General features: G+C 61.0%; 16 protein-coding genes and 3 pseudogenes. 7 read left to right on the top strand and 12 right to left on the bottom strand.

Annotated elements, in window-relative coordinates; all coding sequences use genetic code 11:
* Positions 1 to 331: 331 nt before the first annotated feature.
* From araH to ACVWXD_RS13310, 7 genes are read right to left on the bottom strand one after another with little or no spacing between them, the layout of a single operon-like run.
* Positions 332 to 1300, bottom strand: a complete 969-nt coding sequence (gene araH, locus ACVWXD_RS13280; RefSeq protein ID WP_122681215.1) for an L-arabinose ABC transporter permease AraH — start codon at positions 1298 to 1300, stop codon at positions 332 to 334.
* Between the two features lie 9 nt (positions 1301 to 1309).
* Entirely contained in the window at positions 1310 to 2812 is a 1503-nt protein-coding gene (araG, locus tag ACVWXD_RS13285) for an L-arabinose ABC transporter ATP-binding protein AraG (protein ID WP_095186530.1), read from the bottom strand.
* A complete protein-coding gene (locus ACVWXD_RS13290; protein ID WP_095186531.1) occupies positions 2809 to 3795 on the bottom strand; it encodes a substrate-binding domain-containing protein in 987 nt (328 codons plus the stop codon). The genes araG and ACVWXD_RS13290 overlap by 4 nt, the downstream gene beginning before the upstream one ends.
* 38 nt (positions 3796 to 3833) lie before the next feature.
* Positions 3834 to 4697, bottom strand: a complete 864-nt coding sequence (locus ACVWXD_RS13295) for an SMP-30/gluconolactonase/LRE family protein (protein WP_181644511.1) — start codon at positions 4695 to 4697, stop codon at positions 3834 to 3836.
* A gap of 16 nt (positions 4698 to 4713) precedes the next feature.
* Positions 4714 to 6294: an aldehyde dehydrogenase (NADP(+)) gene (locus ACVWXD_RS13300; RefSeq protein WP_181644510.1), complete on the bottom strand. Its 1581-nt coding sequence runs from the start codon at positions 6292 to 6294 to the stop codon at positions 4714 to 4716.
* Between the two features lie 10 nt (positions 6295 to 6304).
* Complete coding sequence (gene araD1, locus ACVWXD_RS13305) at positions 6305 to 7294, bottom strand: AraD1 family protein (RefSeq protein WP_032885422.1); 990 nt, start codon at positions 7292 to 7294, stop codon at positions 6305 to 6307.
* Between the two features lie 15 nt (positions 7295 to 7309).
* Positions 7310 to 8632 (bottom strand): MFS transporter, encoded by a 1323-nt coding sequence (locus ACVWXD_RS13310; protein ID WP_032885423.1) that lies wholly within the window; start codon positions 8630 to 8632, stop codon positions 7310 to 7312.
* 191 nt (positions 8633 to 8823) lie between these two features.
* On the opposite strand from ACVWXD_RS13310, the pseudogene ACVWXD_RS13315 reads away from it, so the two are divergent.
* Both ACVWXD_RS13315 and ACVWXD_RS13320 read left to right on the top strand, forming a co-directional pair.
* Positions 8824 to 10565, top strand: a pseudogene (locus ACVWXD_RS13315) (IlvD/Edd family dehydratase).
* 48 nt (positions 10566 to 10613) lie between these two features.
* Positions 10614 to 11336 carry a FadR/GntR family transcriptional regulator gene (locus tag ACVWXD_RS13320; protein WP_032885425.1) on the top strand — a complete coding sequence of 241 codons (723 nt, stop codon included), beginning with the start codon at positions 10614 to 10616 and terminating at the stop codon, positions 11334 to 11336.
* A 123-nt stretch (positions 11337 to 11459) separates the two neighbouring features.
* Here the strand turns inward: ACVWXD_RS13320 and ACVWXD_RS13325 are convergent, their stop codons facing one another.
* Positions 11460 to 13586 carry a TonB-dependent siderophore receptor gene (locus tag ACVWXD_RS13325; protein ID WP_457371110.1) on the bottom strand — a complete coding sequence of 709 codons (2127 nt, stop codon included), beginning with the start codon at positions 13584 to 13586 and terminating at the stop codon, positions 11460 to 11462.
* Positions 13587 to 13776: 190 nt separating this feature from the next.
* Complete coding sequence (locus ACVWXD_RS13330; RefSeq protein WP_099603349.1) at positions 13777 to 14868, bottom strand: NADH:flavin oxidoreductase/NADH oxidase; 1092 nt, start codon at positions 14866 to 14868, stop codon at positions 13777 to 13779.
* Positions 14869 to 14957: 89 nt separating this feature from the next.
* Between ACVWXD_RS13330 and ACVWXD_RS13335 the strand changes: the two genes are divergently transcribed.
* Positions 14958 to 15257, top strand: a complete 300-nt coding sequence (locus tag ACVWXD_RS13335) for an ArsR/SmtB family transcription factor (protein ID WP_032885428.1) — start codon at positions 14958 to 14960, stop codon at positions 15255 to 15257.
* A 7-nt stretch (positions 15258 to 15264) separates the two neighbouring features.
* Here the strand turns inward: ACVWXD_RS13335 and ACVWXD_RS13340 are convergent, their stop codons facing one another.
* Genes ACVWXD_RS13340 through ACVWXD_RS13350 form a run of 3 tightly spaced genes read right to left on the bottom strand, consistent with a single transcriptional unit; the run spans position 15265 to position 17629 of the window.
* Positions 15265 to 15723: a metallophosphoesterase family protein gene (locus ACVWXD_RS13340; RefSeq protein WP_181644508.1), complete on the bottom strand. Its 459-nt coding sequence runs from the start codon at positions 15721 to 15723 to the stop codon at positions 15265 to 15267.
* Positions 15720 to 16766: a GGDEF domain-containing protein gene (locus ACVWXD_RS13345; RefSeq protein ID WP_099603346.1), complete on the bottom strand. Its 1047-nt coding sequence runs from the start codon at positions 16764 to 16766 to the stop codon at positions 15720 to 15722. Before ACVWXD_RS13345 ends, ACVWXD_RS13340 begins: the two co-directional genes overlap by 4 nt.
* 11 nt (positions 16767 to 16777) lie before the next feature.
* Complete coding sequence (locus tag ACVWXD_RS13350) at positions 16778 to 17629, bottom strand: hypothetical protein (RefSeq protein WP_457371111.1); 852 nt, start codon at positions 17627 to 17629, stop codon at positions 16778 to 16780.
* Positions 17630 to 17890: 261 nt separating this feature from the next.
* Here ACVWXD_RS13350 and ACVWXD_RS13355 point away from each other — a divergent pair, with 261 nt between their 5' ends.
* The 4 genes and pseudogenes from ACVWXD_RS13355 (at position 17891) to ACVWXD_RS13370 (ending at position 23727) form a co-directional block, all read left to right on the top strand.
* Positions 17891 to 18781 (top strand): bestrophin family protein, encoded by an 891-nt coding sequence (locus ACVWXD_RS13355; protein WP_032885432.1) that lies wholly within the window; start codon positions 17891 to 17893, stop codon positions 18779 to 18781.
* Positions 18782 to 18924: 143 nt separating this feature from the next.
* A pseudogene (locus ACVWXD_RS13360) lies at positions 18925 to 20004 on the top strand (HAMP domain-containing protein); the annotation flags it as partial.
* Between the two features lie 348 nt (positions 20005 to 20352).
* Positions 20353 to 20868, top strand: a pseudogene (locus ACVWXD_RS13365) (methyl-accepting chemotaxis protein); the annotation flags it as partial.
* 450 nt (positions 20869 to 21318) lie between these two features.
* The gene (locus tag ACVWXD_RS13370; protein ID WP_457371112.1) at positions 21319 to 23727 is read left to right on the top strand and encodes a glucose/quinate/shikimate family membrane-bound PQQ-dependent dehydrogenase; all 2409 of its coding nucleotides are present in this window, start codon (positions 21319 to 21321) and stop codon (positions 23725 to 23727) included.
* The last annotated feature ends 12 nt before the right edge of the window (positions 23728 to 23739 follow it).

The following is a 23739-nucleotide window of genomic DNA, read 5'->3' on the forward strand; positions in this document are numbered from 1 at the left end:
GATTGCAGTGTGTCAGCTATATATTCATTACCTGACCCACTGCTATCGGGAGCAAGCCCCCTCCCACATTTTGGGCTTCACATGGCGAGGGTTCAGCGTTGTTTCATGCGGTCGATGACCACCGCCAGTAGCAGGATCAAACCGCAGATCACGTATTGATGAACCCAGGACAAACTTACAACCAAGACACCGTATTCAAATTCTCCGCCGATTAAAACTGTGGGAGGGGGCTTGCTCCCGATGGCGGTGTGTCAGCTACATATTCATTACCTGACCCACTGCTATCGGGAGCAAGCCCCCTCCCACAGTTTGAGCTTCACATGGCGAGGGTTCAGCGCTGTTTCATGCGGTCGATGACCACCGCCAGTAGCAGGATCGAACCGCGGATTACGTATTGATAAAACGTGTCGATGTTCTTCAGGTTCATCGCGTTCTCGATGATCGCCAAAATCAACACCCCCGCGATCACATGGCGGATCATGCCAATCCCACCACTCAACGACACCCCGCCCAGTACACAGGCCGAGATCACCGTCAGCTCAAAACCCTGCCCGATCATCGGCTGGCCCGAGGTCATGCGCGAGGCGAGGATCACGCCGGCCAGCGCGCCGATCAGACCGTGCACGGCGAAGATCAGGATCTTGGTGCGGTCAACGTTCACCCCTGCCAGCAACGCCGCTTCCGGGTTGCCGCCGATGGCCATGGTGTTGCGCCCGTAGGTGGTGTAGTTCAGCAGCCAGCCGAAAAACACAAAGCACACGATGGTGATCAAAATAGGCACCGGCACGCCGAACAACTGGCCGTTGCCGAACACAAAGAACTGCTCCTGGGACACGCCAACCGCCTTGCCGTCGGCAAAGATGTAGGCCAGGCCGCGCACGATCTGCATCGTGGCCAAGGTGGTGATCAACGCATTGACCCGCAGCTTGGCGATGACGATGCCGTTGATCAGCCCGACGATCAGGCCCATCAGCAGCGCGGCGCCGATGCCGAGCATGACGCTCTCGGTGTCGCGCATCACAATCGCCGCCACCACGCCGGCACAGGCGATCACCGAGCCCACCGACAAGTCGAAGTGCCCCGACGCCAGGCAGAACAGCATGGTGCACGCGGCAATGCCCACGGTGGAAATCGCCAGGCCCAGGCCGCGCATGTTCAGCGGTGAGAGGAAGTTGTCGATCAGCAAGGCGCACAGCACAAAGATGCTCACCGCCGCCAACAGCATCGCCCAGTTGTCGAGCAGTGCGCGCAGGTCGAAGGGTTTGCGTGCGGTGGGCAACGCGTTGTTTTGAGTGTTCATGGTCGTCTCTCAGTTCGTCACGCGGCGCGGCAGGGCCAGCTGCAGCAGGTTGGATTCGGTGGCGTTTTCACGGGTTTGTTCACCGCGCAGGGCGCCTTCGCACAGCACCAGGATGCGGTCGGAAATACCCATGACTTCCATCAAGTCGCTGGACACTACGATCACCGCAATGCCGCTGGCCGCCAGGTTATGGATGATCTGGTAGATCTCCGACTTGGCGCCGATGTCGATGCCCCGCGTCGGTTCATCCAACAGCAAGACCTTCATCGGCATCGACAGCCAGCGCCCCAAAATGGCCTTCTGCTGATTGCCGCCGGACAGGTACATGATTTTCTGTTGCGCATCCGGGGTTTTGACTTTCATCGCCTTGATTTGCTGGTCGGCGTTGCCTTTCTCCCAGGGCTCGCGCAGCAACCAGCCGAACGAGGAATGGGCACCACGGGCGCTGATATTGATGTTCTCGGCGACGCTGGAAAGCGGAATGATGCCTTCCTTTTTGCGGTCCTCGGGACACAGCAACACACCGGCGGCGATGGCGTCGCGAGGTGAGCGCAGTTGCAGGTTTTCACCGCACAATTGCAGGCTGCCAGCGCTGCTGCGTTCCAACCCGCTGAGCAAACGAAAAAGCTCCGTGCGCCCTGCCCCGACCAACCCGAACAAGCCAAGAATCTCGCCTTTGCGCACGTCGAAACTGATCGGCTCACGCAGGCCAGGCCCCAGCAACCCGTCGACCTTGAGTGCGACCTCGCCATGCTCTCGCGGGCGGTAGTCGTAAATATCCTGAATGTCGCGACCGACCATGCAGGTCACCAACTGGTCGTGGCTGAGCGCACTCATATCATCAAAGGTGCGCACGTAACGCCCGTCTTTGAACACCGTCACGGCATTGCAAATCCGGAACACCTCTTCCATGCGGTGCGAGACGTACAGCACCACTTTGCCCTCATCCCGCAGGCGCGTGATGATCGCCATCAAACGGTCGATCTCCCGCGCCGACAGGCTGCTGGTCGGTTCGTCGAACGCGATCACATGGGCGCCACGGGACAACGCCTTGGCGATTTCCACCAGTTGGCGCTGGCCCAGGGACAAGCGCCCGAGCTTTTCTTCAGGATCGATTTCATCGGCCAGACCCTTGAGGCACGCCAGGGCCTGCTTGCGCAGCAGGCTCCGGTTGACCACCCCAAAACGCGACGGAAGGTGCCCAAGGAAAAGGTTCTCCGCCACGGTCATTTCCGGCACCAGGTGCAGCTCCTGGTGGATCACCGCGACGCCGCTGGCGATGCTGTCCGCAGCGCATTTGAACGCCATGGTCTGCTCGCCGATCTGCACCGTGCCGCTGCTGGGAATGTAGGCGCCGCCGAGGATTTTCAGCAGCGTCGACTTGCCCGCGCCGTTCTCGCCCATCAAGGCATGCACCTGCCCCGGCTGGGCGCTGAAGCTGATGCCGTCCAGCGCCTTGACCCCGGGAAAGGTTTTGCCGATACCCTCAAACCGCAGGGCCGCCGCACTCATTTCCACAGCCCGATCTTGGTCAGTTCTTCCTGGAAGTTGGCGCGGGTGATCAGGGTGACTTCATCCATCGCGGTGTACTTCGGTGGCTCGGTACCTTTGGTGACCCACTCGTACATCATCAGCGCCGTGTTATAGCCCTCGATATGCGGGCTTGGCAGCATGGAGCCGAAGAAGCCGCTGTCGGCCTTTTTCAGTTCGCCGATGGCGTCGGTGCCATTGATGCCGATGCCAATCACGTTGGCCGCTTTGAAGCCTGCGCTTTCGGTAGCGCGCACGCCGCCGAGCACGGTGTTGTCGTTCATGCCGCCGATGATCAGGTTTTTCGCACCGCTGGGCAGCTTGACCAGCGCCGAGTTGGTGGCGTCCATGCTGCCGGGGACGTCGAGGGTTTTCAGTGCGGCGGTGAGGATGTGGTCTTTCGGAATGCCGGCTTCTTCAAGGGATTTGATCGAGCCGTCGGTGCGTTTTTTACCGGTGTCGAGTTCGTTGAAGGTGTTAATCACCGCGTAGGTGTCCTTCCAGTCCCAGCCACGTTTTTTCGCTTCGGCAGCCATGGCGGCGCCTTGTTTCTGACCGACTTCAAAAGCGGCCATGCCCAGGTACGGCACGTCCTCCATGAAGTTGCCTTTGGCATCGACGAAGCGGTCATCCACGGCCATGACTTTCAAGCCATTGAGCTTGGCCTTGGCCACGATGGCTGGGCCGAGGGACACGTCCGGCGGGCAGATCACAAAGCCCTTGGCACCGTTGGCGGCCAGGCTGTCGATGGCGGAAAGGGTTTTCTCACCATCGGGCACGGCAATTTTGATCACGGTGAAACCGTGTTCCTTGCCGGCTTTTTCGGCGAAGGCCCATTCAGTCTGGAACCAGGGTTCTTCGGCCTGTTTGACCAGAAAGCCGATCTTCACTTCTTCGGCGGATGCGAGGCTGCTGAGGCTGCTTAAAGCAACGGCGGCGGCAAGGACGCGTAGGGCTTTTTTCATGAACGACACCTTTTGTTGTTGTTTTTGAGTCTTGGGGTTTAACCGGCAAAGCGATGGCACGGTTTGCCAGGGACATCGACTTCGATAGCCAGCACCGCACCATCCAGAGGGTGATCCAACGGGCTGGCGGCACTGGTGATGTACAGCGTGGTGAGGTTGGGCCCACCGAATACACAACTGGTGGGACGGCTGACGGGCAGTTCGATGATGCGATCCACCTCGCCATCAGGCGTCAGGCGCAGCAGGCAACTGCCGTCCCAACGGGCATTCCAGATGTAGCCTTCGGCATCCATCGCCGAGCCATCCGGCCCGCCGCGTGCGTGTGGACCGAACCACACTTGTGCCGGTTCGAGCTGACCGTCGGGCTGGATGACATGCCGATAGAGCGTGCCATCCATGCTGTCGCCAAAATGCACCAGGCTGCCGTCCTCACTCCACAGCAACGTGTTGGGAATGCCCAGGCCGCTCAGCAGAGGCGCGACCTGCCCATCGGCATCAATGCGAAACAAGCCACCTGAACGCCGCGTAATCGGCAGGTCTTCGCCCTGCTCACCGATGTTGTTCTGCATGGTGCCCAGCCACAGCCGGCCTTGGGCATCGCAGCGCGCTTCATTGCCACGGTTGCCCGGTTGCGGGTCGGCCACGCACAGCAGGGTCAAGGCTTCGGTGACCAGGTCCAGGCGGTAGACACCGCTGCTCAAAGTCACCAACGCATCGCCGCTTTCACACGGGATAAAGGCCGAGACATGCTCGGGCAACTGCCAGATCTGCAATTGCCCGCCCATCAGGCGCAAGGCCTGTTTGCCGGCGATATTGACCCAATACAGCGCCTGGGTGGGCGCGTCCCAGAATGGGCCTTCGCCCAATTGCGCACGGTGTGCAGTGACGGCCTTACACGACATGAAACCTCCGGATTCCTTACAGCGAATCGCGCGATGGCGTGCCATCGACCAAGCGCTGGATACGCAACGGGTTAGCGTTTTTCAACGCGTCGGGCAGCAGGCTATCAGGGTAGTTCTGGAAGCACACCGGGCGCAGGAAACGGTCGATGGCCAAGGTGCCGACCGACGTGCCACGGGCATCGGACGTGGCCGGGTACGGGCCGCCATGCACCATCGAGTCGCAGACTTCCACGCCGGTCGGGTAGCCGTTGAGCAGGATGCGCCCAACCTTCTGTTCCAGCAGCGGCGTGAGCTCGGCGAACTGTTGAAAATCCGCCGGTTCGCCAATGATCGTGGCCGTCAGTTGACCGTGCAGGCCGTGCAACGCCGCGCTGAGTTGGGCTTGATCAGCCACTTCGATAAACACCGTGGTGGGGCCGAAGACTTCTTCTTGCAGCACTTCATCACCATCGAGCAACAGGCGCACGTCGGCCTTGAACAGCTGCGGTTGCGCCTGGTTACCAGCCTGGGTGCTGCCGGCCAAATGCTGAATGCCAGGGTGTGACAGGAGTTTTTCCAGGCCCTTGCCATAGCTGCTCAAGGTACCGGCGTTGAGCATGGTTTGCGCCGGTTGCTCGCCGATCAATTGCGCCACCTGTTGGGTGAACGCGGTGAATTCCGGCGATGCAATACCGATCACCAGGCCGGGGTTGGTGCAGAACTGGCCGCAGCCTTGTACGACCGACGCGGTGAGGTCACGGGCGACGGTCTCGGCCCGCGCCTGCAAGGCCTGGGGCAAGACAATCACCGGGTTGATGCTCGACATTTCGGCAAACACCGGGATCGGTTGCGGGCGCGCCGCGGCCATATCGCAGAGGGCACGACCGCCCTTGAGCGAGCCGGTAAAGCCCACCGCCTGGATCGCCGGGTGCTTGACCAGCGCCTCACCCACGCCACCGCCGAAGATCATGTTGAACACGCCAGCCGGCATCTCGGTGGCCTCGGCCGCGCGGAGGATTGCATTGGCCACCTGTTCAGCCGTCGCCATGTGGCCGCTGTGGGCTTTGAACACCACCGGGCAACCGGCCGCCAGCGCGGCGGCGGTGTCGCCGCCTGCCGTGGAGAATGCCAGGGGGAAATTGCTCGCACCGAACACCGCCACCGGGCCGAGGCCGATGCGGTATTGACGCAGGTCCGGACGCGGCAGTGGTTGGCGATCCGGCAGGGCTTTGTCGATGCGGGCACCGTAGAAATCACCGCGACGCAACACCGTGGCAAACAGGCGCATCTGCCCGCTGGTACGCCCGCGCTCGCCCTTGATACGGGCGGCAGGCAATGCGGTTTCGCGGCAGACCAACTCAACGAAGTTATCGCTCAGCGCATCCAACTCATCGGCGATCGCATCCAGGAACTGCGCGCGACGTGCGGCGCTCAAGGCCCGGTACGCCGGATAAGCCTGCGCGGCGGCGTGGGCGGCGGCGTCGACTTCCTGCGGCGTGGCCTGGTAGAAATCCTGGGGCAAGGCTTCGCCGGTGGTGGCGTCGACGCTTTGCAGCTTCACACTGCCGTTGGCGCTGCGCTGGCCGCCGATAAAGTTGTGGCCGAGAAACTGGGTCATGTGGGTCTCCTTAAAGGGTGATGACATTGCCGGGTTCGAACGCTGCATCGACGCTGCCGACACTGTTGATCAACGGCGCGCCGAACTCAGCCTGGCTGATCTCGAACACATCCCCCGGTTGGGTACGTATACCGTCGGCGAATGATAAGGTGGCGGTGCCGAAGAAATGAATGTGCACATCGCCCGGCTTGAGGAATTGGCTGTATTTGAAGTGGTGGTATTCGAGGTTTTCCAGGCTGTGGCACATATTGGCCTCGCCACTGAGGAATTCGTTCCGCCAGATTTCCTCGCCGTTACGCAGGATGCGGCTGGTGCCGGCCAGGTGCTGGGGCAATTCGCCGACACGCAGTTCCGGGCCGTAGCTGCAACTGCGCAGCTTGGAATGGGCCAGGTACAGGTAGTTCTTGCGCTCCATCACATGGTCGGAAAACTCGTTGCCCACCGCGAAACCCAGGCGGTAGGGTTTACCGTCGTGGCCGATCACGTAGAGGCCGCCGATCTCCGGTTCTTCACCAGCATCTTCGGCAAACGGTGGCACCGGGAAGGCTTGGCCTGGGCGCACCACAATGCTGCCGTCGCCCTTGTAGAACCACTCCGGCTGCACGCCGGCCTCACCGGCGGCGGGCTTGCCGCCCTCCACGCCCCACTTGAAGATGCGCATGGTGTCGGTCAGGGCGCTGTCGTCACCGCCCTGGTGCATTTTGTCCCGCGCCGAGGCGCTGCCCAAGTGGGTCAGGCCGGTGCCGCTGATCAGCATGTGGGCCGGGTCCGGGTGATCCAGAGGCGGCAGGATTTTTTGTTCGGCCAGCAAGGCGGCGTAGTCGTGGCTGTCGCCCAGACCGAGGCTGTCCACCTGCTGCTGCAACTTGACGCCCGCTTCGATGGCGGCCAGGGCCAGCTCACGCACGCTATGGGCGCTGCGCACTTCACGCAGTTGCTTGCCTTCCACTACGCCAACGCGGCGCTCGCCATTATTGAGTTCGAACTGCACTAAACGCATGAAGGTTCTCCTAGATTAAGTACGTGTGGCGCCACGGGCGCTGGCGGCGAACTGGTCGACGGGCAGCACGTGCTTGCGCTCCAGCAGGCGATAGACCACGCCGGTCAGCACCAGCCCGAACACCATCACACCGGACAGGAAGTACAAGCCCGAGGCCAGGTTGCCGGTGTATTCCTTGAGCGCACCAATCACGAACGGGCCGATATAGCCGCCGAGGTTGCCCACGGAATTGATCAAGGCAATGCCGGCCGCCGCACTGGCGCCGGCGAAGAAGCGGCCCGGCAAGGTCCAGAACACCGCCGTACAAGAGAACATCGCGAACGCTGCCAGGCACAGCGCGGCCATTTGCAGCACCGGCACACTCAGCCAGGCGCTGAAGAACAGGCCGATCGCACCCAGCACATAGAGCACGGCGAGGTGGCCATAACGGTCATTCAGGCGGTCGGAACTGCGCGGGATAATCAGCAAACCGATGATGCCGAAGATATACGGCACCGCCGATATGAAGCCGGTGGTGAGATCGCTGCCGCCGAACTGCTTGATCAACGTGGGCAGCCACAAGCCCAGGCCGTAGATGCTCAGGGTCACCGGCAGGTAGAACAGCGCCAGCAGCAACACGCGCTTGTCTTTGAGCGCATGCAATGGATTGCCGTGGCGGGTCTGGCCGTAGGCTTGCAGGTCTTTGTTCAGTTCGTCGGTCAACCAGGTTTTTTCGGCGTCGGTCATCCACTTGACCTGCTTGGGACCATCCGGCAGGTAACGCAGCACCGGCCAGGTCAGCAGGATCGCCGGGGTGCCGATCACGATAAACAGCCACTGCCAGCCGTGCAGGCCGAGGATGCCGTCCATACCCAGCAGGCCGCCGGACACGGGGCCAGTGATCATCATCGCGATGGGCTGCGAGAGGATAAACAGCCCAAGGATCTTGCCGCGATGGCGAACCGGGAACCATTGGGTGATGTAGTACAGCACGCCCGGGAAGAACCCGGCTTCGGCCGCACCGAGCAGAAAGCGCATCACATAGAAGCTGTGAGGCCCCTGCACGAACGCCATGCCGATGGTGATGGTGCCCCAGGTGATCATGATGCGTGCGAACCAGCGCCGCGCGCCGAAGCGGTCGAGCATCAGGTTGCTGGGAATCTCGAACAGGAAGTAGCCAATGAAGAACAACCCAGCACCCAGGCCATAAGCCGCATCACCGATGCCGACGTCGGCGCCCATGTGCAACTTGGCAAAGCCCACGGCGGAACGGTCCACGTAGGCGATCAGGTACAGCAAGATCAGGAAGGGAATCAGTTTCAGCGTGATGCGCCGGATTAGCCGCAATTCCTCGCTCATGGGGTCGATCTCCGATTGTTGTTCTTATAGGAATCGGGGATGCCTCTCGCAGAAAATCCGCCAGGGTCATACCTCAGTTAAGCCAGACTATATAGTAGGACTATTTGCAAAACAACTCTTCCAAAGCGAACATTTTGCGCTTATGTTTAGCCGCAGAGAGAACATATAGTCATACAATAAGAGAATCGATCATGTCTGATAAAAAGCCCGGCCTACGCTCTGCCCAGTGGTTTGGTACCGCCGACAAAAACGGCTTCATGTACCGCAGCTGGATGAAGAATCAGGGCATTGCCGACCATCAGTTCCATGGCAAGCCGATCATCGGTATCTGCAATACCTGGTCGGAGCTGACCCCGTGCAACGCGCATTTCCGCCAGATCGCCGAGCACGTCAAACGCGGTGTGATCGAGGCCGGTGGCTTCCCGGTGGAGTTCCCGGTGTTTTCCAATGGCGAATCCAACCTGCGACCCACTGCCATGCTGACGCGCAACCTGGCGAGCATGGACGTGGAGGAAGCCATTCGCGGCAACCCGATTGATGGTGTGGTGCTGCTGACCGGCTGCGACAAGACCACCCCTGCCCTGCTGATGGGCGCCGCCAGTTGCGACGTGCCGGCCATCGTGGTCACCGGCGGGCCGATGCTCAACGGCAAGCACAAGGGCCAGGACATCGGCTCGGGCACCGTGGTGTGGCAGCTCAGTGAACAGGTCAAGGCCGGCACCATTACCCTGGACGACTTCCTTGCGGCCGAAGGCGGCATGTCGCGTTCGGCGGGTACCTGCAACACCATGGGCACCGCGTCGACCATGGCCTGCATGGCCGAGGCACTGGGCACTTCCCTGCCCCACAACGCAGCGATTCCGGCGGTGGATGCGCGGCGCTATGTGCTGGCGCATATGTCGGGCATGCGCGCGGTAGAGATGGTGCGCGAAGACTTGAAGCTGTCGAAGATCCTCACCAAGGAGGCGTTTGAAAACGCTATTCGCGTGAACGCGGCCATCGGTGGTTCGACCAACGCGGTGATTCACCTCAAAGCCATCGCCGGGCGCATCGGCGTCGAGTTGGACCTGGACGACTGGACCCGCATGGGTCGTGGCATGCCGACCATCGTCGACTTGCAGCCGTCCGGGCGCTTTCTAATGGAAGAGTTCTACTACGCCGGCGGCCTGCCTGCCGTGTTGCGCCGCCTCGGCGAAGCCAACCTGATCCCGCACCCGAACGCCTTGACCGTGAACGGCAAGTCCCTGGGCGAGAACACCAAGGACTCGCCGATCTACGGCCAGGACGAAGTGATCCGTACCCTGGATAACCCGATCCGCGCCGACGGCGGTATCTGCGTGCTGCGCGGCAACCTCGCCCCGCTCGGCGCAGTGCTCAAGCCGTCAGCCGCCAGCCCGGAGCTGATGCAGCATCGCGGTCGTGCGGTGGTGTTCGAGAATTTCGACATGTACAAGGCGCGCATCAACGATCCGGAGCTGGACGTGGACGCCAACTCGATCCTGGTCATGAAAAACTGCGGGCCCAAGGGTTACCCGGGCATGGCCGAGGTCGGCAACATGGGCTTGCCGGCCAAGCTGCTGGCCCAGGGTGTGACCGATATGGTGCGTATTTCCGATGCGCGCATGAGCGGCACGGCGTACGGCACGGTGGTGTTGCACGTCGCACCGGAAGCAGCAGCCGGCGGGCCGTTGGCCACGGTGAAGGAAGGCGACTGGATCGAACTGGACTGCGCCAACGGCCGCTTGCACCTGGACATCCCCGATGCAGAGCTGGCGGCGCGCATGGCAGACCTGGCGCCACCAGAAAAACTCATCGTCGGCGGTGCGGCTACCGCCAGCTGTACATCGACCATGTGTTGCAGGCAGACCAAGGCTGCGACTTTGACTTCCTGGTGGGCTGCCGGGGGGCGGAAGTCCCGCGTCATTCCCACTAATTGGGATGCTATGATGCCGCGTCTTTAAGCCAGAGCCTCCCCGTCGTTATGGATCACCAGCCGCCCAAGCCGCGCAAGAGCATGCATGCCCAGATCGTTCAGGACTTGGGCATGCACATCGTTTCCGGTCGCTTCAAGCCGGAAGAAAGACTGCCCATGGAGGCCACGCTCTGCGAGGAGTACAAGGTCAGCCGCTCGGTGCTGCGCGAGGCGACCCGGGTGCTCAGCGCCAAGGGCCTGGTGTATTCCAAACCACGGGTGGGCGCCGTGGTGCGGCCGCGCTTGAAGTGGCACCTGCTCGACCCGGATGTGTTGTCCTGGCTGATGCAATCCACGCCCCACAGCGAATTCTTCAATACCCTGGCCGGCGTGCGGCGCATCCTCGAACCGGAAATCGCCGCCATGGCCGCCACCACGGCGACCGATGACGACATCGCCACCATCGAAAAAGCCTACCAGGGCATGGAAACCGCGAAGACCCACGAAGACCTGTTGCAGGCCGACCTGGATTTCCACCGCGCCATTGCCGACGCCACGCGCAACGACTTGCTCGCCTATATGTGCAACATGCTGTCGTTGCCGTTACGCGAGTCGATCAACATCACCAACCGTCGCCCGGACATCCAGGGCCTGAGCCTGCCCCGGCACAAGGCGATTCTCACCGCAATCCAGAACCGCGATGCGCTGGGTGCACGGCATGCCTCACTGGTGCAGTTGGATGACACGCGGGTGGCGTTGGATACGGTGATGAATGTGCTGACGCCGCTTTAATGTAAACGCAATCAAATGTGGGAGGGGGCTTGCCCCCGATGGCGGTGGGTCAGCTGCAAATAAGCCAGCTGTTACACCGCTATCGGGGGCAAGCCCCCTCCCACATTGAAGCTGTGCGGGCCTTTACAGGGTGTAGGCGATGCCGACCTGCACAGTGCGGGGTGCGCCTGGGTAGGCGTATATATTGCCGAACGCGCCCTCTTCATACTCGCGGTTGAACAGGTTCTTTACATCCAGGTTCAGTCGTACCTTGTCATTGACCTTGTAGTAGCCCAGCAGGTCCACAACGGTGTAGGCGTCCATCGAGAACGCCGTATTGGCGGTCTGGCCGGCACGCTGGTCGACATACTTGCCACCCGCGCCCAGGCCCAGGCCTTTGAGGGCGCCGTCCTGGAATTCGTAGACGTTAAGCAGGCTGAAGCTGTTGCGGGGGATGTTCAGCAGGCGCGTGCCGGAGCGAATGGTGTTGTCTTTGGTGACTTCGGCATCCACGTAGGCATAGCCGCCGATCACGCGCCACTCGGGGGTGATATTGCCCGCCACATTCAGGTCGAAACCACGGCTACGGACTTGGCCAGCGGCGACGCTGAAGGTTGAGTCGATAGGGTCGGTGGTGAGGACGTTTTTCTTCTCGATCTGGTAGATCGCCGCGTCGACGCTCAGTTGACGGTCCAAGGCTTCCCATTTGACGCCCATCTCATAGGACTTGCCCTTTTCCGGCTCAAACCCGCCACCTTGGCGAGCAGCGCCAGTGTTCGGCTTGAACGAACGTGCGGCGTCAGCGTAGACCGCGACGGTATCGGTAAGGTCGTAGATCACGCCCACACGTGGGGTGACGGCGTTTTCAGCGGCTTGCCAAGGTTTAACCCCGGTCACGTAGCTTTCGTAGTCATGCTCAAAACGCTCAAAACGCGCACCGGCCAAGACTTTCAGGCGCTCGGTGAGGGCCACTTGGTCCTGCACAAAGGCTGCGTAGGTCTTGAGGTTTTCTTTGTCGTGGGTCGGTGTTCGCGTCAGCGGTGGGCGTGCCTGGCCGTAGACGGGATCAAAGATATCGATCGGGTAAGTGCCCTCGGTGGCGCTGGAACGCTGGATGATCGACTTGTAGTCGTAATCCTCATACTCGATGCCGGTCAGCAAGGTGTGCTCGAAACCACCGGTGGTGAAATGCCCGGTGAGGTTGAGTTGGTAGTCCTTGTCGGTCCATTCCAGCTTGCGATAGTTGAAGTTGCGTTGCAGCGTGCGGCCATCGGCGCTCAGGCCGTTGGCTTCAATGGCGTTGCCCTGCAAGGTGCCGTCCAGCCACTGGAAACCGCCGCCCAGGGTCCAGTTTTCGTTGAGCAGGTGTTCGAAGCGCAACTGCGCCATGCTGTTGTCGTTGTGCAATTTGCCGACGTCTTTATCGCCCCAGAAGGTATCGCGCGATGCGTTGCCTTTTTGGGTGGGATAGCGCGTCAGGCCACGGTCCAGCGGGTGGTTGTTACGCATGAAGTCGCCTTCGAAGATCACCTTGGTGTCGTCGGTGGCTTGCCAGGTGATGACAGGCGTCACGCCGTAGCGTTCGGTTTCCACATGGTCCCGGAAGGTGTCGCCGCCCTCGCCCACCACGTTCAGGCGATAAGCGAGGCGACCGTCTTCATCCAACGGGCCGGAGGCATCCAGGGTGCCGCGTTTCATGCCTTGATCATTCAACTGGCTGCCCAGGGTCACGGTACGCTCTGCCAGCGGCTGCTTGGACACCACGTTGAACGTGCCGCCTGGATCGCCACGGCCATACAGCATGGTTGCGGGACCGCGCAGTACTTCGAGGCGTTCGATGGTGTTGGCGTCCGGCATGTTCGGGTAGCCGCGGTTGATCGGGAAACCGTTGCGGTAGAACTCGCCAGTGGTAAAGCCGCGCACGGTGAAGGTGGTCAGGCCCTGGCCGCCGAAGTTGTTGGCGCGGCCGACGCCGCCGGCATAGTCGAGGGCATCCTGCAGGCGGGTGGCGCCAATGTCTTCGACCACATCCTTGGACACCACGCTGATGGACTGCGGTGTTTCATGAATCGACGTGTCGGTGCGCGTCGCGCTGGCTGAGCGTGTGGCGTGGTAGCCCTTGACCGGCCCCTGAGCTGTTTCATAGTCCGCCGTGCCCGTCACAGTGATCGCTTGCAACTCCAGACTGGTTTGCTCGGTGGGCGCCACTTCTGCCCAGGTGAACGGGGAAAACGCCTGCAACACACAGATGGAAATCAGGGTACGACGCATGGATGTTGGACCTAGTGAATGAGCCAGATGGGACGGCAAACCTGCCAAGAATTCGCGGCGCATGGTATATCAACGCATTCTCGTTTGACATCCATTCTCATTCGTTATTTTTTGCGTATCAGCCTTGTATCAATACTCAGATAAAAAAAAGCCACTCGATTGAGTGGCTCCATAAACCGCTTGGCTCGCCTCAGCGATAGCGTTCCAACCAATGCGCATACGGCGCTGGCAAGGTCCAGGAGGACTTATCCACGCCCAGCTCTTTGGCGGCAAAGTACGCCCAATGCGGGTCAGCCAGGTGCGCGCGGCCCACTGAGACCAGGTCCAGATGCCCCGCCTGCAACGCGCCTTCTGCCAATTGTGGCGTACCAAAACCCCACGCCGAGGTCACCGGGATACCGGCTTCGCGGCGCACGCGTTCGGCAATCGGGCCCATAAAGGCCGGGCCCCACGGGATGTTGGTGTCGGGGATGGTGAAACCGACGCTGACGCTCAGCAGGTCCAAGCCACCGGCTTTGAAATTACGCGCCAGTTCGATGGATTCGGTGAGGGTTTGCTCGTCACGACCGTCGTATTCGATCACACCGAAACGCGCGGTCAGCGGCAGGTTTTCCGGCCAGACTTCACGCACGGCGGCCAGGGTTTCCAGGAGGAAACGGCTGCGGTTGTCGAAGCTGCCACCGTAGGCATCGGTACGTTGGTTGGAATGTTCGGAGAAAAAGCTTTGAGCCAGGTAACCGTGGGCGAAGTGCAGTTCGATCCACTCGAAACCGGCGTCACGGGCGCGACGGGCGGCGTCGACGAAATCCTGTTTAACGCGAGCGATGTCGTCCAGGGTCATGGCGCGCGGCACATTGGGCAGGTTGGCACCGAAGGCGATGGCCGACGGCGCAATAGTTTCCCAACTGCGTGCGTCGGAAGCCGGAATATGGTCATCCCCTTCCCATGGACGGTTGGCACTGGCTTTACGCCCGGCGTGGGCAATCTGAATGCCGGGCACTGAACCTGCGGCCTTGATCGCCTTGACCATCGGCACGAACGCCTGAGCATGTGCATCGCTCCAGATGCCGGCACAGCCCGGAGTGATGCGGCCTTCAGGCGCAACGGCAGTGGCCTCGACCACTAACAAACCGGCACCGCCACGGGCCATGCCGGCCAGGTGCACGTGGTGCCAGTCGTTGACGATGCCGTCTTCGGCCATGTATTGGCACATTGGCGGGATGGCGATGCGATTGCGCAGGGTTACGTCTTTGAGTTTGAAGGGTTCGAACAGAGCGGACATGGGAACTCCAGCAGCGAGTGAGTGATTCGATAGTTCGATGGTAATCGAACTATGGTATTCGGCGATACCCCCCTGTTATCATCCGATCCATGCGAGCCTTCAAACACCCTACCCCTGAAGATCTGACCCTGGAGCGTCTGTTGTACGCCCTGAGCGACCCGGTGCGCCTGGAAATCGTGCGCTGCCTGGCCGGCGTGCCAGAAGCCACTTGCGGCGAACTGGACGGCGGGCGCCCCAAGTCCAGCATGTCCCACCACTTCCGCGTACTGCGCGATGCCGGCCTGGTGCACACCCGCAGCGTGGGCACGACCCATATGAATTCGTTGCGCGGCGATGTGCTTGAGGAACGGTTTCCAGGGTTGTTGCAGAGCATCCTGGCTCAAGCATAAACCCCGATCAGTCCAGCAGCGTGATCAGTTGCGACTCGATCGTCAGCGCCTGCACCTCCAGCACCGCCAACGTCACCGGCAACTTGAAGCGCCGCCGCCCTGCACTGCCGGGGTTCACATACAGCGTTGCGCCCCGCCATTCGATCACGGGCTTGTGCGAATGACCGGTGATCACCAGCCGCACATGCGTATCGAGTCGTGCGGGGACGTCGGCGATGTCATGCACCACCAACGTCCGCCATCCGTCCACATCCAGCATCAGATGGTCGGGCACCTGCCGTGCCCACGGCGCGTCCTGGTCATTGTTGCCGCGCACCACGTACAGGGGTGCGATCTGCGCCAATTGCTGAAGAATTTCAGGGCTACCGATATCGCCGGCATGGATGATCTGTTCGCATCCCTGCAAGGCCGCCACGGCTTCAGGCCGCAGCAGGCCGTGGGTATCGGAAATCACGCCAACTTTCATAGGGCCTCCGGGGTGGACGTCGACCCCTGAAACACCGGCGCGCCATCCAAATACACGCGGTCTTTACCGTTGCCCTTGGCAGCGTAGAGGTTGCGGTCGGCACGCTTGAGGACCGCCGACATTTCGGCCCCGGCCGTAAAGCGCGCCATGCCCGCACTGCAAGTGTAGTCATGGGGCGGCGCGACACTGCTGCGGATCGCTTGCAGCAGGCGCAGCGCGTAATCGGTGGCGAGACCTGGGTCATCGCCCACCAGCAGCACCCCGAATTCTTCGCCGCCAATCCTGCCGAAACTGTGGCTGCCTGGGGTGGATTTAAAGCACGCGGCCATGGCGCAGAGAATCCTGTCGCCGACGTCATGGCCGAACTGGTCATTCTTCAATTTGAAACTGTCGATATCCAGCATCATGAAGTAGCCGGTATCACCGGCCGCAATCAGTTTGGCGAAGCTCTCCATAAAGGCCCGCCGGTTCAGGATGGAGGTCAAATAATCGGTCTCGGCCAACTCCCGAAACTCACTCTCCACCAGTAACACGGAACGCAGGTTCTTCAGGTAGTAGACATTCAAGATAAATCCGATCGCCACCGACGCGGCGCAAAAGATGAACACGTAGGTGTCGACGCCTGCATAAAGGCTCAGCTGGATCTGGGGCCATGTCAGTAACCACACCAATGCGGCGCAGAATAGAAAATCCTGAACCACGATAAACAGGATTGCGCTGCTCATTACCAAGGTCACGGCCAGCGGCAAGGCGAACACCTGCAGGTCGGGGCGGGTGTGAACCACATAGGCAAAACCCGCGGACAGCAGCACCATATAACCCACGCCCAGCGCCCGCCACAGCACATACTGAGTCACCACCCGGTGAACCCCATACACCACGCACAGCCCCATCGTGACCAGCACGACCGGCCAGCCGAACATCCCCCCGCGATCAACCAGCAACACCGCCAGCCAGGCGAAAATCCCGATCAATTCCGCCTGGGCAATTGCGGGCGACAACAGCCTTTGCATCCGTGGCCTGAGCTTCACATTAGCCGGCATCCCGTCACTCCCTATGCATGAGTGGCCGCTTTGGTATCGACACGACTCAGTTGAAGACTGTGCAGGCAGGTCGCAAACGAATACGCCATGAAGCGCCTTACCAACACGATAAAAGGTGGCAGGACTTCAAGCAATGTCTTGGAATGAATCTTGAAATAGCCCCGGTCAGCCCCCTCTTGCACCAAGCGAATAACATGGGTCTTGGACACCGAGAGTTGCTCAGCGATGGAAAGGTAGGACGAAGACCTGAAACTTGCCCCCTGGTTATCCAACGCACACGCATCGTTATAGATCGCCAGCATCAACATATGCCCGGCATCGCGCTTTACCAGCCAATAACAGTCGGGCATCAGCAGGTCGATGGTCACGTTTTGGGAGAGAAGGACCGAAAACCCTTTGAAATAACGTGCCAGATAAGCGCGATCATCCAACCCGTTCATTGAGCCGCAAACCGCGGTTTCCGGGCACATCACGCCCAGCGGCTCAACCACGGACGTGAGCATCAGCCTGATCTCCTCGCAGGCTAGGGGTGACGGACTGAATACCCGCAGACGGCTGTCATCCGCATGCCTCGACACCGTCATGAACCCCAACGCCCTGAACAGCAGGAAGATCGACTCCAGGCTGTTTCTGGAACAGAACCCGCGCGCCGTACAAAACTCTTTCACCTCGGACAGTAAAGGCACCTGCTTGGAGAAATAGGTGCTCAATAACGTAAAGGACACCATCAAGCGACTGAACTTCAGTGCGGTCTTGTAGAAAAATGGTCTTTTTGAATAGGACTCCAGCAAGATCGAATAATGGGTACGAATACACGCTTCAAAATCCACATGGCGCTCAAACGCACGCGCCGACTGTTCCACCGCCCACTTCAACGAACCACTGCACATGAGAAAGAGCCCTGATCAAACAACTTGGATTCACTGATCTCAATTGCAGCACAGATAATGGCGTTTTGCCTTGAGCGCAATCTATCGTGATTAGCGCAGGGACACCGTCGCTACCAAAATTGTTCCAAAAAGACCCCGGCGGCTTAACCGTTTCAGTCACCACAGCGAACCTTCCCCGCAAACCAGCGTCCGAGCTAAGGCACAGTTGCCTACCGCTCGCCACGAGGTTGTCGTTTGAAAGCCGCCATCATCAAAAAGTACCGCCTGATCATCAAGACCATGGGCTATGTGGGCTGGTCGCTGTTCTGGCTGTTGCTGTGGGACGTCGCCGTCACCGTGGACTTCATGCTGTTTCTCACCGCCAAGATCAACTTGCCGCTGATGCCCCTCACTCTGCTGGGCTCGGCACTGATTGTGCTCATCAGCTTTCGCAACAGCAGCGCCTACAACCGCTGGTGGGAGGCGCGCACGCTATGGGGCGCAATGGTCAACAATTCGCGCAGCTTTGCGCGCCAGGTGCTGACGCTACTGGACGACCCCGACGGTGAAGTGAACCCGGTCAAGTCCACCCTGCTGCGCCGCCACGTGGCCTACGTGAATTGCCTGGCCGCCCACCTCAAGGGCGAGCCATGCCCGGATGAAATCCGCGCGTTTATCCCCACTGAGGAATTCGCCCGCAACGGTGCCACCAATAACTTTGCCAACGATATCCTCACCGGCTCGGCGGCCATCCTGGCCCGGGAGTACAAAGCCGGGCACCTGGACAGCATTCGCCTGGCCCGGCTGGAATCCACCCTGGTGGACTTGTCCAACGCCCAGGGCGGCATGGAGCGTATCGCCAACACCCCACTGCCCTACCCTTACGTGTATTTCCCGCGGTTGTTTATCTCGCTGTTCTGCCTGATCGTACCGGTGGGCCTTGTGGAGTCCCTGGGCTGGTTCACGCCGCTGGCCTCCACGGTGGTGGGCTTTATGCTGCTGGCCATCGAACGCATCGGCACCGATTTGCAAAGCCCGTTCCGCTCCAGCGAACACCAGATCCAGATGGAAGCCATCTGCGAAACCATCGAAAAAAACCTGCAATCGATGCGCCGCGACGCCCTGGCTGACACCCAAATCGGCTGATCACCACTGCGGCCCTAAAGTGCGTGACTCCTCGGTCGATAAACCGGGGGTACGCATGGGCTACACCTCTTCATAACAACACATGCGACGTTCTGCGCTACCCACTGCCTTGCCAAAACTATAAATACTCCGCAGGTGAAGTCATGAATATCAAGCAGAAGCTGACCTGGGCGTTCGCGGCTATCGCGTGCGTCCCCGTCATCCTGGTCGCCGTGTTGGTAGTGTTGAATCTGCGCGAGGGGGCCCTGGCCAACTTCCTCGACAGCAGCGGCCGCGAAATCCGCCAGATCGACAATGGCATGAAGCAGTTCTTCGACGGCATCAGCCAGAACGTCGAATTTGTGGCCAAGGACCCGCGCGTTGTCGCGGCCAAGGACCTCAAGAGCTACGCCGGCGCAGACGCCGCGCAAATTCCCCTTACACCCACCAACAAAGAACTGCTGGATATCTTCGACCAGTTCGCCAAGAGCCATCCGAGCACCGCTTACCTGTCCCTGGGCCTGAGCGACGGCGGTTACGCCAGTTGGCCGGACGACACCAAACTGAACAACTACGACCCACGCGTACGCCCTTGGTACCAAGCGGCCATCGCCGCGCCTGGCGCTACCGTGCGCACCGGCGCCTACTACTGGGCACCGGATGATGTGGTGCTGATCGGCACCGTGCACACCGTCGCCGACGCCAGCGGCAAAATCCTCGGCGTGGTCGGCCTGGACGTGTCGCTCAAGCAGCTCACCGAACTGGTGCGCAACATCAAGCTAGGCGACAGCGGCTACCTGATGCTGGTCGAAGCCAATGGCAACGTGCTGGTGGACCCCAGCGACGCCAAGCACAACTTCAAGCCGATGGCAGACCTCGGCCCCAACTACGCCGAACTGTCCAAGCGTGGCGACGGCGTGACCCAAATCGACATCGACGGCGTGGCTTATATGGCTAACGTGGTCAGTTCAAAAGACTTGGGCTGGCGCTTTATCGGGCTGATCAAGCGGGACGAAGTGATGGCGGGTGCGACCAGCCTCACCTGGCTGATCGCCGCGATCGCTGCCGCGTTGGCCTTAGTGTTCGCGATTGTCGGCGCCAGTTTCGCCAGCGTCATTGTCCGCCCGATCCGTGGCGTGGCCGACGGCCTGCAAGAAATCGCCGAAGGTGAAGGCGACCTGACCCGCCAGCTCAAGGTGCAAGGCAAGGATGAAACCGCCAGCCTCGCCGGCTGGTTCAACCAGTTCCTGAGCATGATCGCGCAGTTGGTGCAGCGCATCGGTAACGCATCATCCGACCTGCAAACCGCCGCCGCCGACACCAGCGAAGTGGCCAATAACATGAACCAGGCCGCCGGCCGCCAGCGTGAAGCCGTGGAACTGGTCAGCACTGCGTTCAACGAAATGGTCGCCACCGCCAACGAAGTCGCACGCTCCTGCAGCGCCGCGGCCACCAGTGCCGACGAAGGCTATCGCGATGTGCACGCCGGTCAGCAGCACATCGGCGAAGCCACGGGCAGCGTGCTCAAGCTTAGCGAAGACCTGCAGAAATCGACTCAGACCATGCAGTTGCTGGAGCAGGACAGCCAGAACATCAACACCATCCTCGATACCATCCGTTCGATTGCCGAGCAAACCAACCTGCTGGCACTCAACGCGGCAATCGAAGCGGCCCGCGCCGGTGACCAAGGCCGAGGCTTCGCCGTGGTTGCAGACGAAGTCCGCGCCTTGGCGCGTCGCACCGCAGACTCCACCGGCGAAATCGACAGCCTGCTGGGCAACCTCGCCCGCCGCACCCAGGAAGTCACGCAGCAGATGCAAGGCAGCCTGCTGGTGTCCCACACCAGCGTGGAACGCATCCAGCAGGCTCGCGACAGCTTCGACAAGATCCTTGGCTCCGTGGACTCGATCCGCGACCAGAACACCCAGATCGCGACCGCCGCTGAGGAACAGCACCAAGTGGCGGAAGAGATCAACCGGCACATCGCGCAGATCCATGCCGATGCGCAGTTGGTGGAAGGTTTTGCCCATTCGGCGCAGACCGGCTCAGGTCGTTTGACGGATATTTCCGGTCAGCTCAAAGGGTTGGTGGGACGCTTCAAGTTTTAGGCATTGTCAGACAGAGGGCGTATGCGGACACACACGTCAGCCGCATCGCCCTCAAGGAAGACGTCAACCCATGCATGGCCAGTGACTTGAGCCACGACGGTACCGGGATCGGGATGACGAGGGTCATCTGATCCGCTCCGATATGCTCGAAGAGTTCGAGCAAAGCTGCCTGTAAAGACGGTGGTCGAACGCTACGCCCCATCCACTCAACCGATGGGGCGTTTCGTTGACGCTCAAAGTGCGCTCATCCTGATACGGCTATCGACACCCCTGAATACGCGCTCCCCGCACCGCTGCCCATCGAGAAAACCCTCCTATCCAACGCGGCATTTGACCGCACTGCATCATCGCAGCAACTGTAATAGTCTATTGCAGGACTCTAATGTACTAACCAGTTACTTATCTTGCTAAAATCGCGTCTTTGCCCTCTCACATTCGAGTCCTTTCGACATGAAACGAGCATCGCGCGCCACTGGCGTCTCTAGATTCTTACTCCTGGGCCTGGGCGTTATCATCGCCCTGCTCGGCATCGCGCTCGCCGTCGGCGGCGCCAAACTGGTTAGCCTGGGAGGTTCCTGGTACTTCCTGATCGGCGGCGTGGCCATGGCGATTGCCGGCCTGTTGATTGCCCGGCGTAACCCGGCGGGTGCGTGGTTGTTTGCCGCGTTCCTGGTGGGCACGGCCATTTGGGCCGTGGCGGATGTGGGCCTGGTGTTCTGGCCGCTGTTCTCGCGGCTATTCATGTTCGCCGCGATTGGCCTGGTGGTCGCGCTGGTGTACCCACTGCTGGTCGGCAAGCCTGCGCGCGGTGCCTATGGCGTTGCCGCCGTACTGGCGGTGGGCGTAGTGGTTGCGGCGGGCAATATGTTTGTCGCCCACCCAAGCGTCGCCCCGACCGGTGCCGGCCCAGGCGTCACGCCGGTGGCCCCGGCCGATGCGCAGAAAGATTGGGCGCACTACGGCAACACTGAAGGCGGCAGCCGCTTCGCCGCGCTGGACCAGATCAACCGCGACACCGTCAACAAGCTCAAAGTAGCCTGGACCTACCACACCGGCGACGTGGCGATCAGCGACGGCAACGGTGCCGAAGACCAACTGACCCCGCTGCAGATCGGCAACAAAGTGTTCATCTGCACCCCGCACAACAACCTGATCGCCCTCGACGCCGACACCGGCAAAGAACTGTGGAAGAACGAAGTCAACGCCAAATCGGCGGTCTGGCAGCGTTGCCGCGGCATGGCCTATTTCGACGCCACCGCGCCGATTGCCCAGCCGACACAGCCCAACAGCTCGCCGATCATTGCCGCCAGCGTTCCAACCGGTGCGCAGTGCCAGCGCCGTCTGCTGACCAACACCATTGATGCCCGCCTGATTGCGGTAGACGCCGACACCGGCAAATTCTGTGAAGACTTCGGCACCCACGGCCAGGTGGATTTGAAAGCCGGCCTGGGCAATGTGCCGGACAGCTACTACCAGCTCTCCTCGGCCCCGTTGATCGCCGGTACCACCGTGGTGGTCGGTGGTCGCGTGGCGGATAACGTGCAGACCGACATGCCGGGCGGCGTGATCCGTGGTTTTGACGTGATCAGCGGGCAAATGCGTTGGGCCTTCGACCCCGGCAACCCGGAAGACAAACAAGCCCCAACCGGCGACAGCACCTACGTGCGCAGCACGCCGAACAGCTGGGCGCCGATGTCCTACGACCCGCTGATGAACACGATTTTCCTGCCGATGGGCAGCTCATCCACCGACATCTACGGCGTGGAACGCACCCAGCTCAACCATAAATACGGCGCTTCGGTATTGGCGCTGGATGCCTCCAGCGGTGCTGAAAAGTGGGTGTACCAGACCGTCCACAACGACCTGTGGGACTTCGACCTGCCGATGCAGCCAAGCCTGATCGACTTCACCCCGCCGGGCAGCGACAAAGCCGTGCCTGCGGTAGTGATCGGCACCAAGGCCGGCCAGATCTACGTGCTCGACCGCGCCACTGGCAAACCCCTGACTGAAGTAAAAGAAGTGCCGGTCAAGGCCGCCAACATCCCCAATGAACCGTACTCGCCAACCCAGCCTAAATCGGTGGGCATGCCGCAGATCGGCGCGCAAACCCTGACTGAATCGGACATGTGGGGCGCCACCCCGTACGACCAGTTGCTGTGCCGCATAGACTTCAAAGGCATGCGCTACGACGGCCTGTACACCGCGCCGGGCACCGATAAATCCCTGAGTTTCCCGGGTTCCCTGGGCGGCATGAACTGGGGCAGCATTTCCACCGACCCGGTGCACGGCTTTATCTTCGTCAACGACATGCGCCTGGGCCTGTGGATCCAGATGGTGCCGTCGCAGAACAAAGCCCAGTCTTCGTCCGGTGGCGAAGCGCTGAACACCGGCATGGGCGCGGTCCCGCTCAAGGGCACGCCGTATGCCGTGAACAAAAACCGCTTCCTGTCGGTGGCCGGCATTCCGTGCCAGGCGCCGCCGTTCGGCACCCTCACCGCCATCGATATGAAGACCCAGAAAGTCGCGTGGCAGGTGCCGGTTGGCACCGTTGAAGACACCGGCCCGCTGGGCATCCGTATGCACCTGCCGATCAAGATCGGTCTGCCGACCCTCGGCGGCACGCTGTCGACCCAGGGCGGCCTGATCTTTATCGCCGGCACCCAGGATTTCTACCTGCGCGCCTTCAACAGCGGCAACGGTGACGAAGTGTGGAAAGCCCGCCTGCCGGTCGGCAGCCAAGGCGGCCCGATGACTTACGTATCGCCGAAAACCGGCAAGCAGTACGTAGTCGTCACCGCCGGCGGTGCACGCCAATCCACTGACCGTGGCGACTACGTGATCGCCTACGCCCTGCCATAACCTCCCCCAAGC

It is taken from the genome of Pseudomonas sp. TE3911, assembly GCF_054062775.1.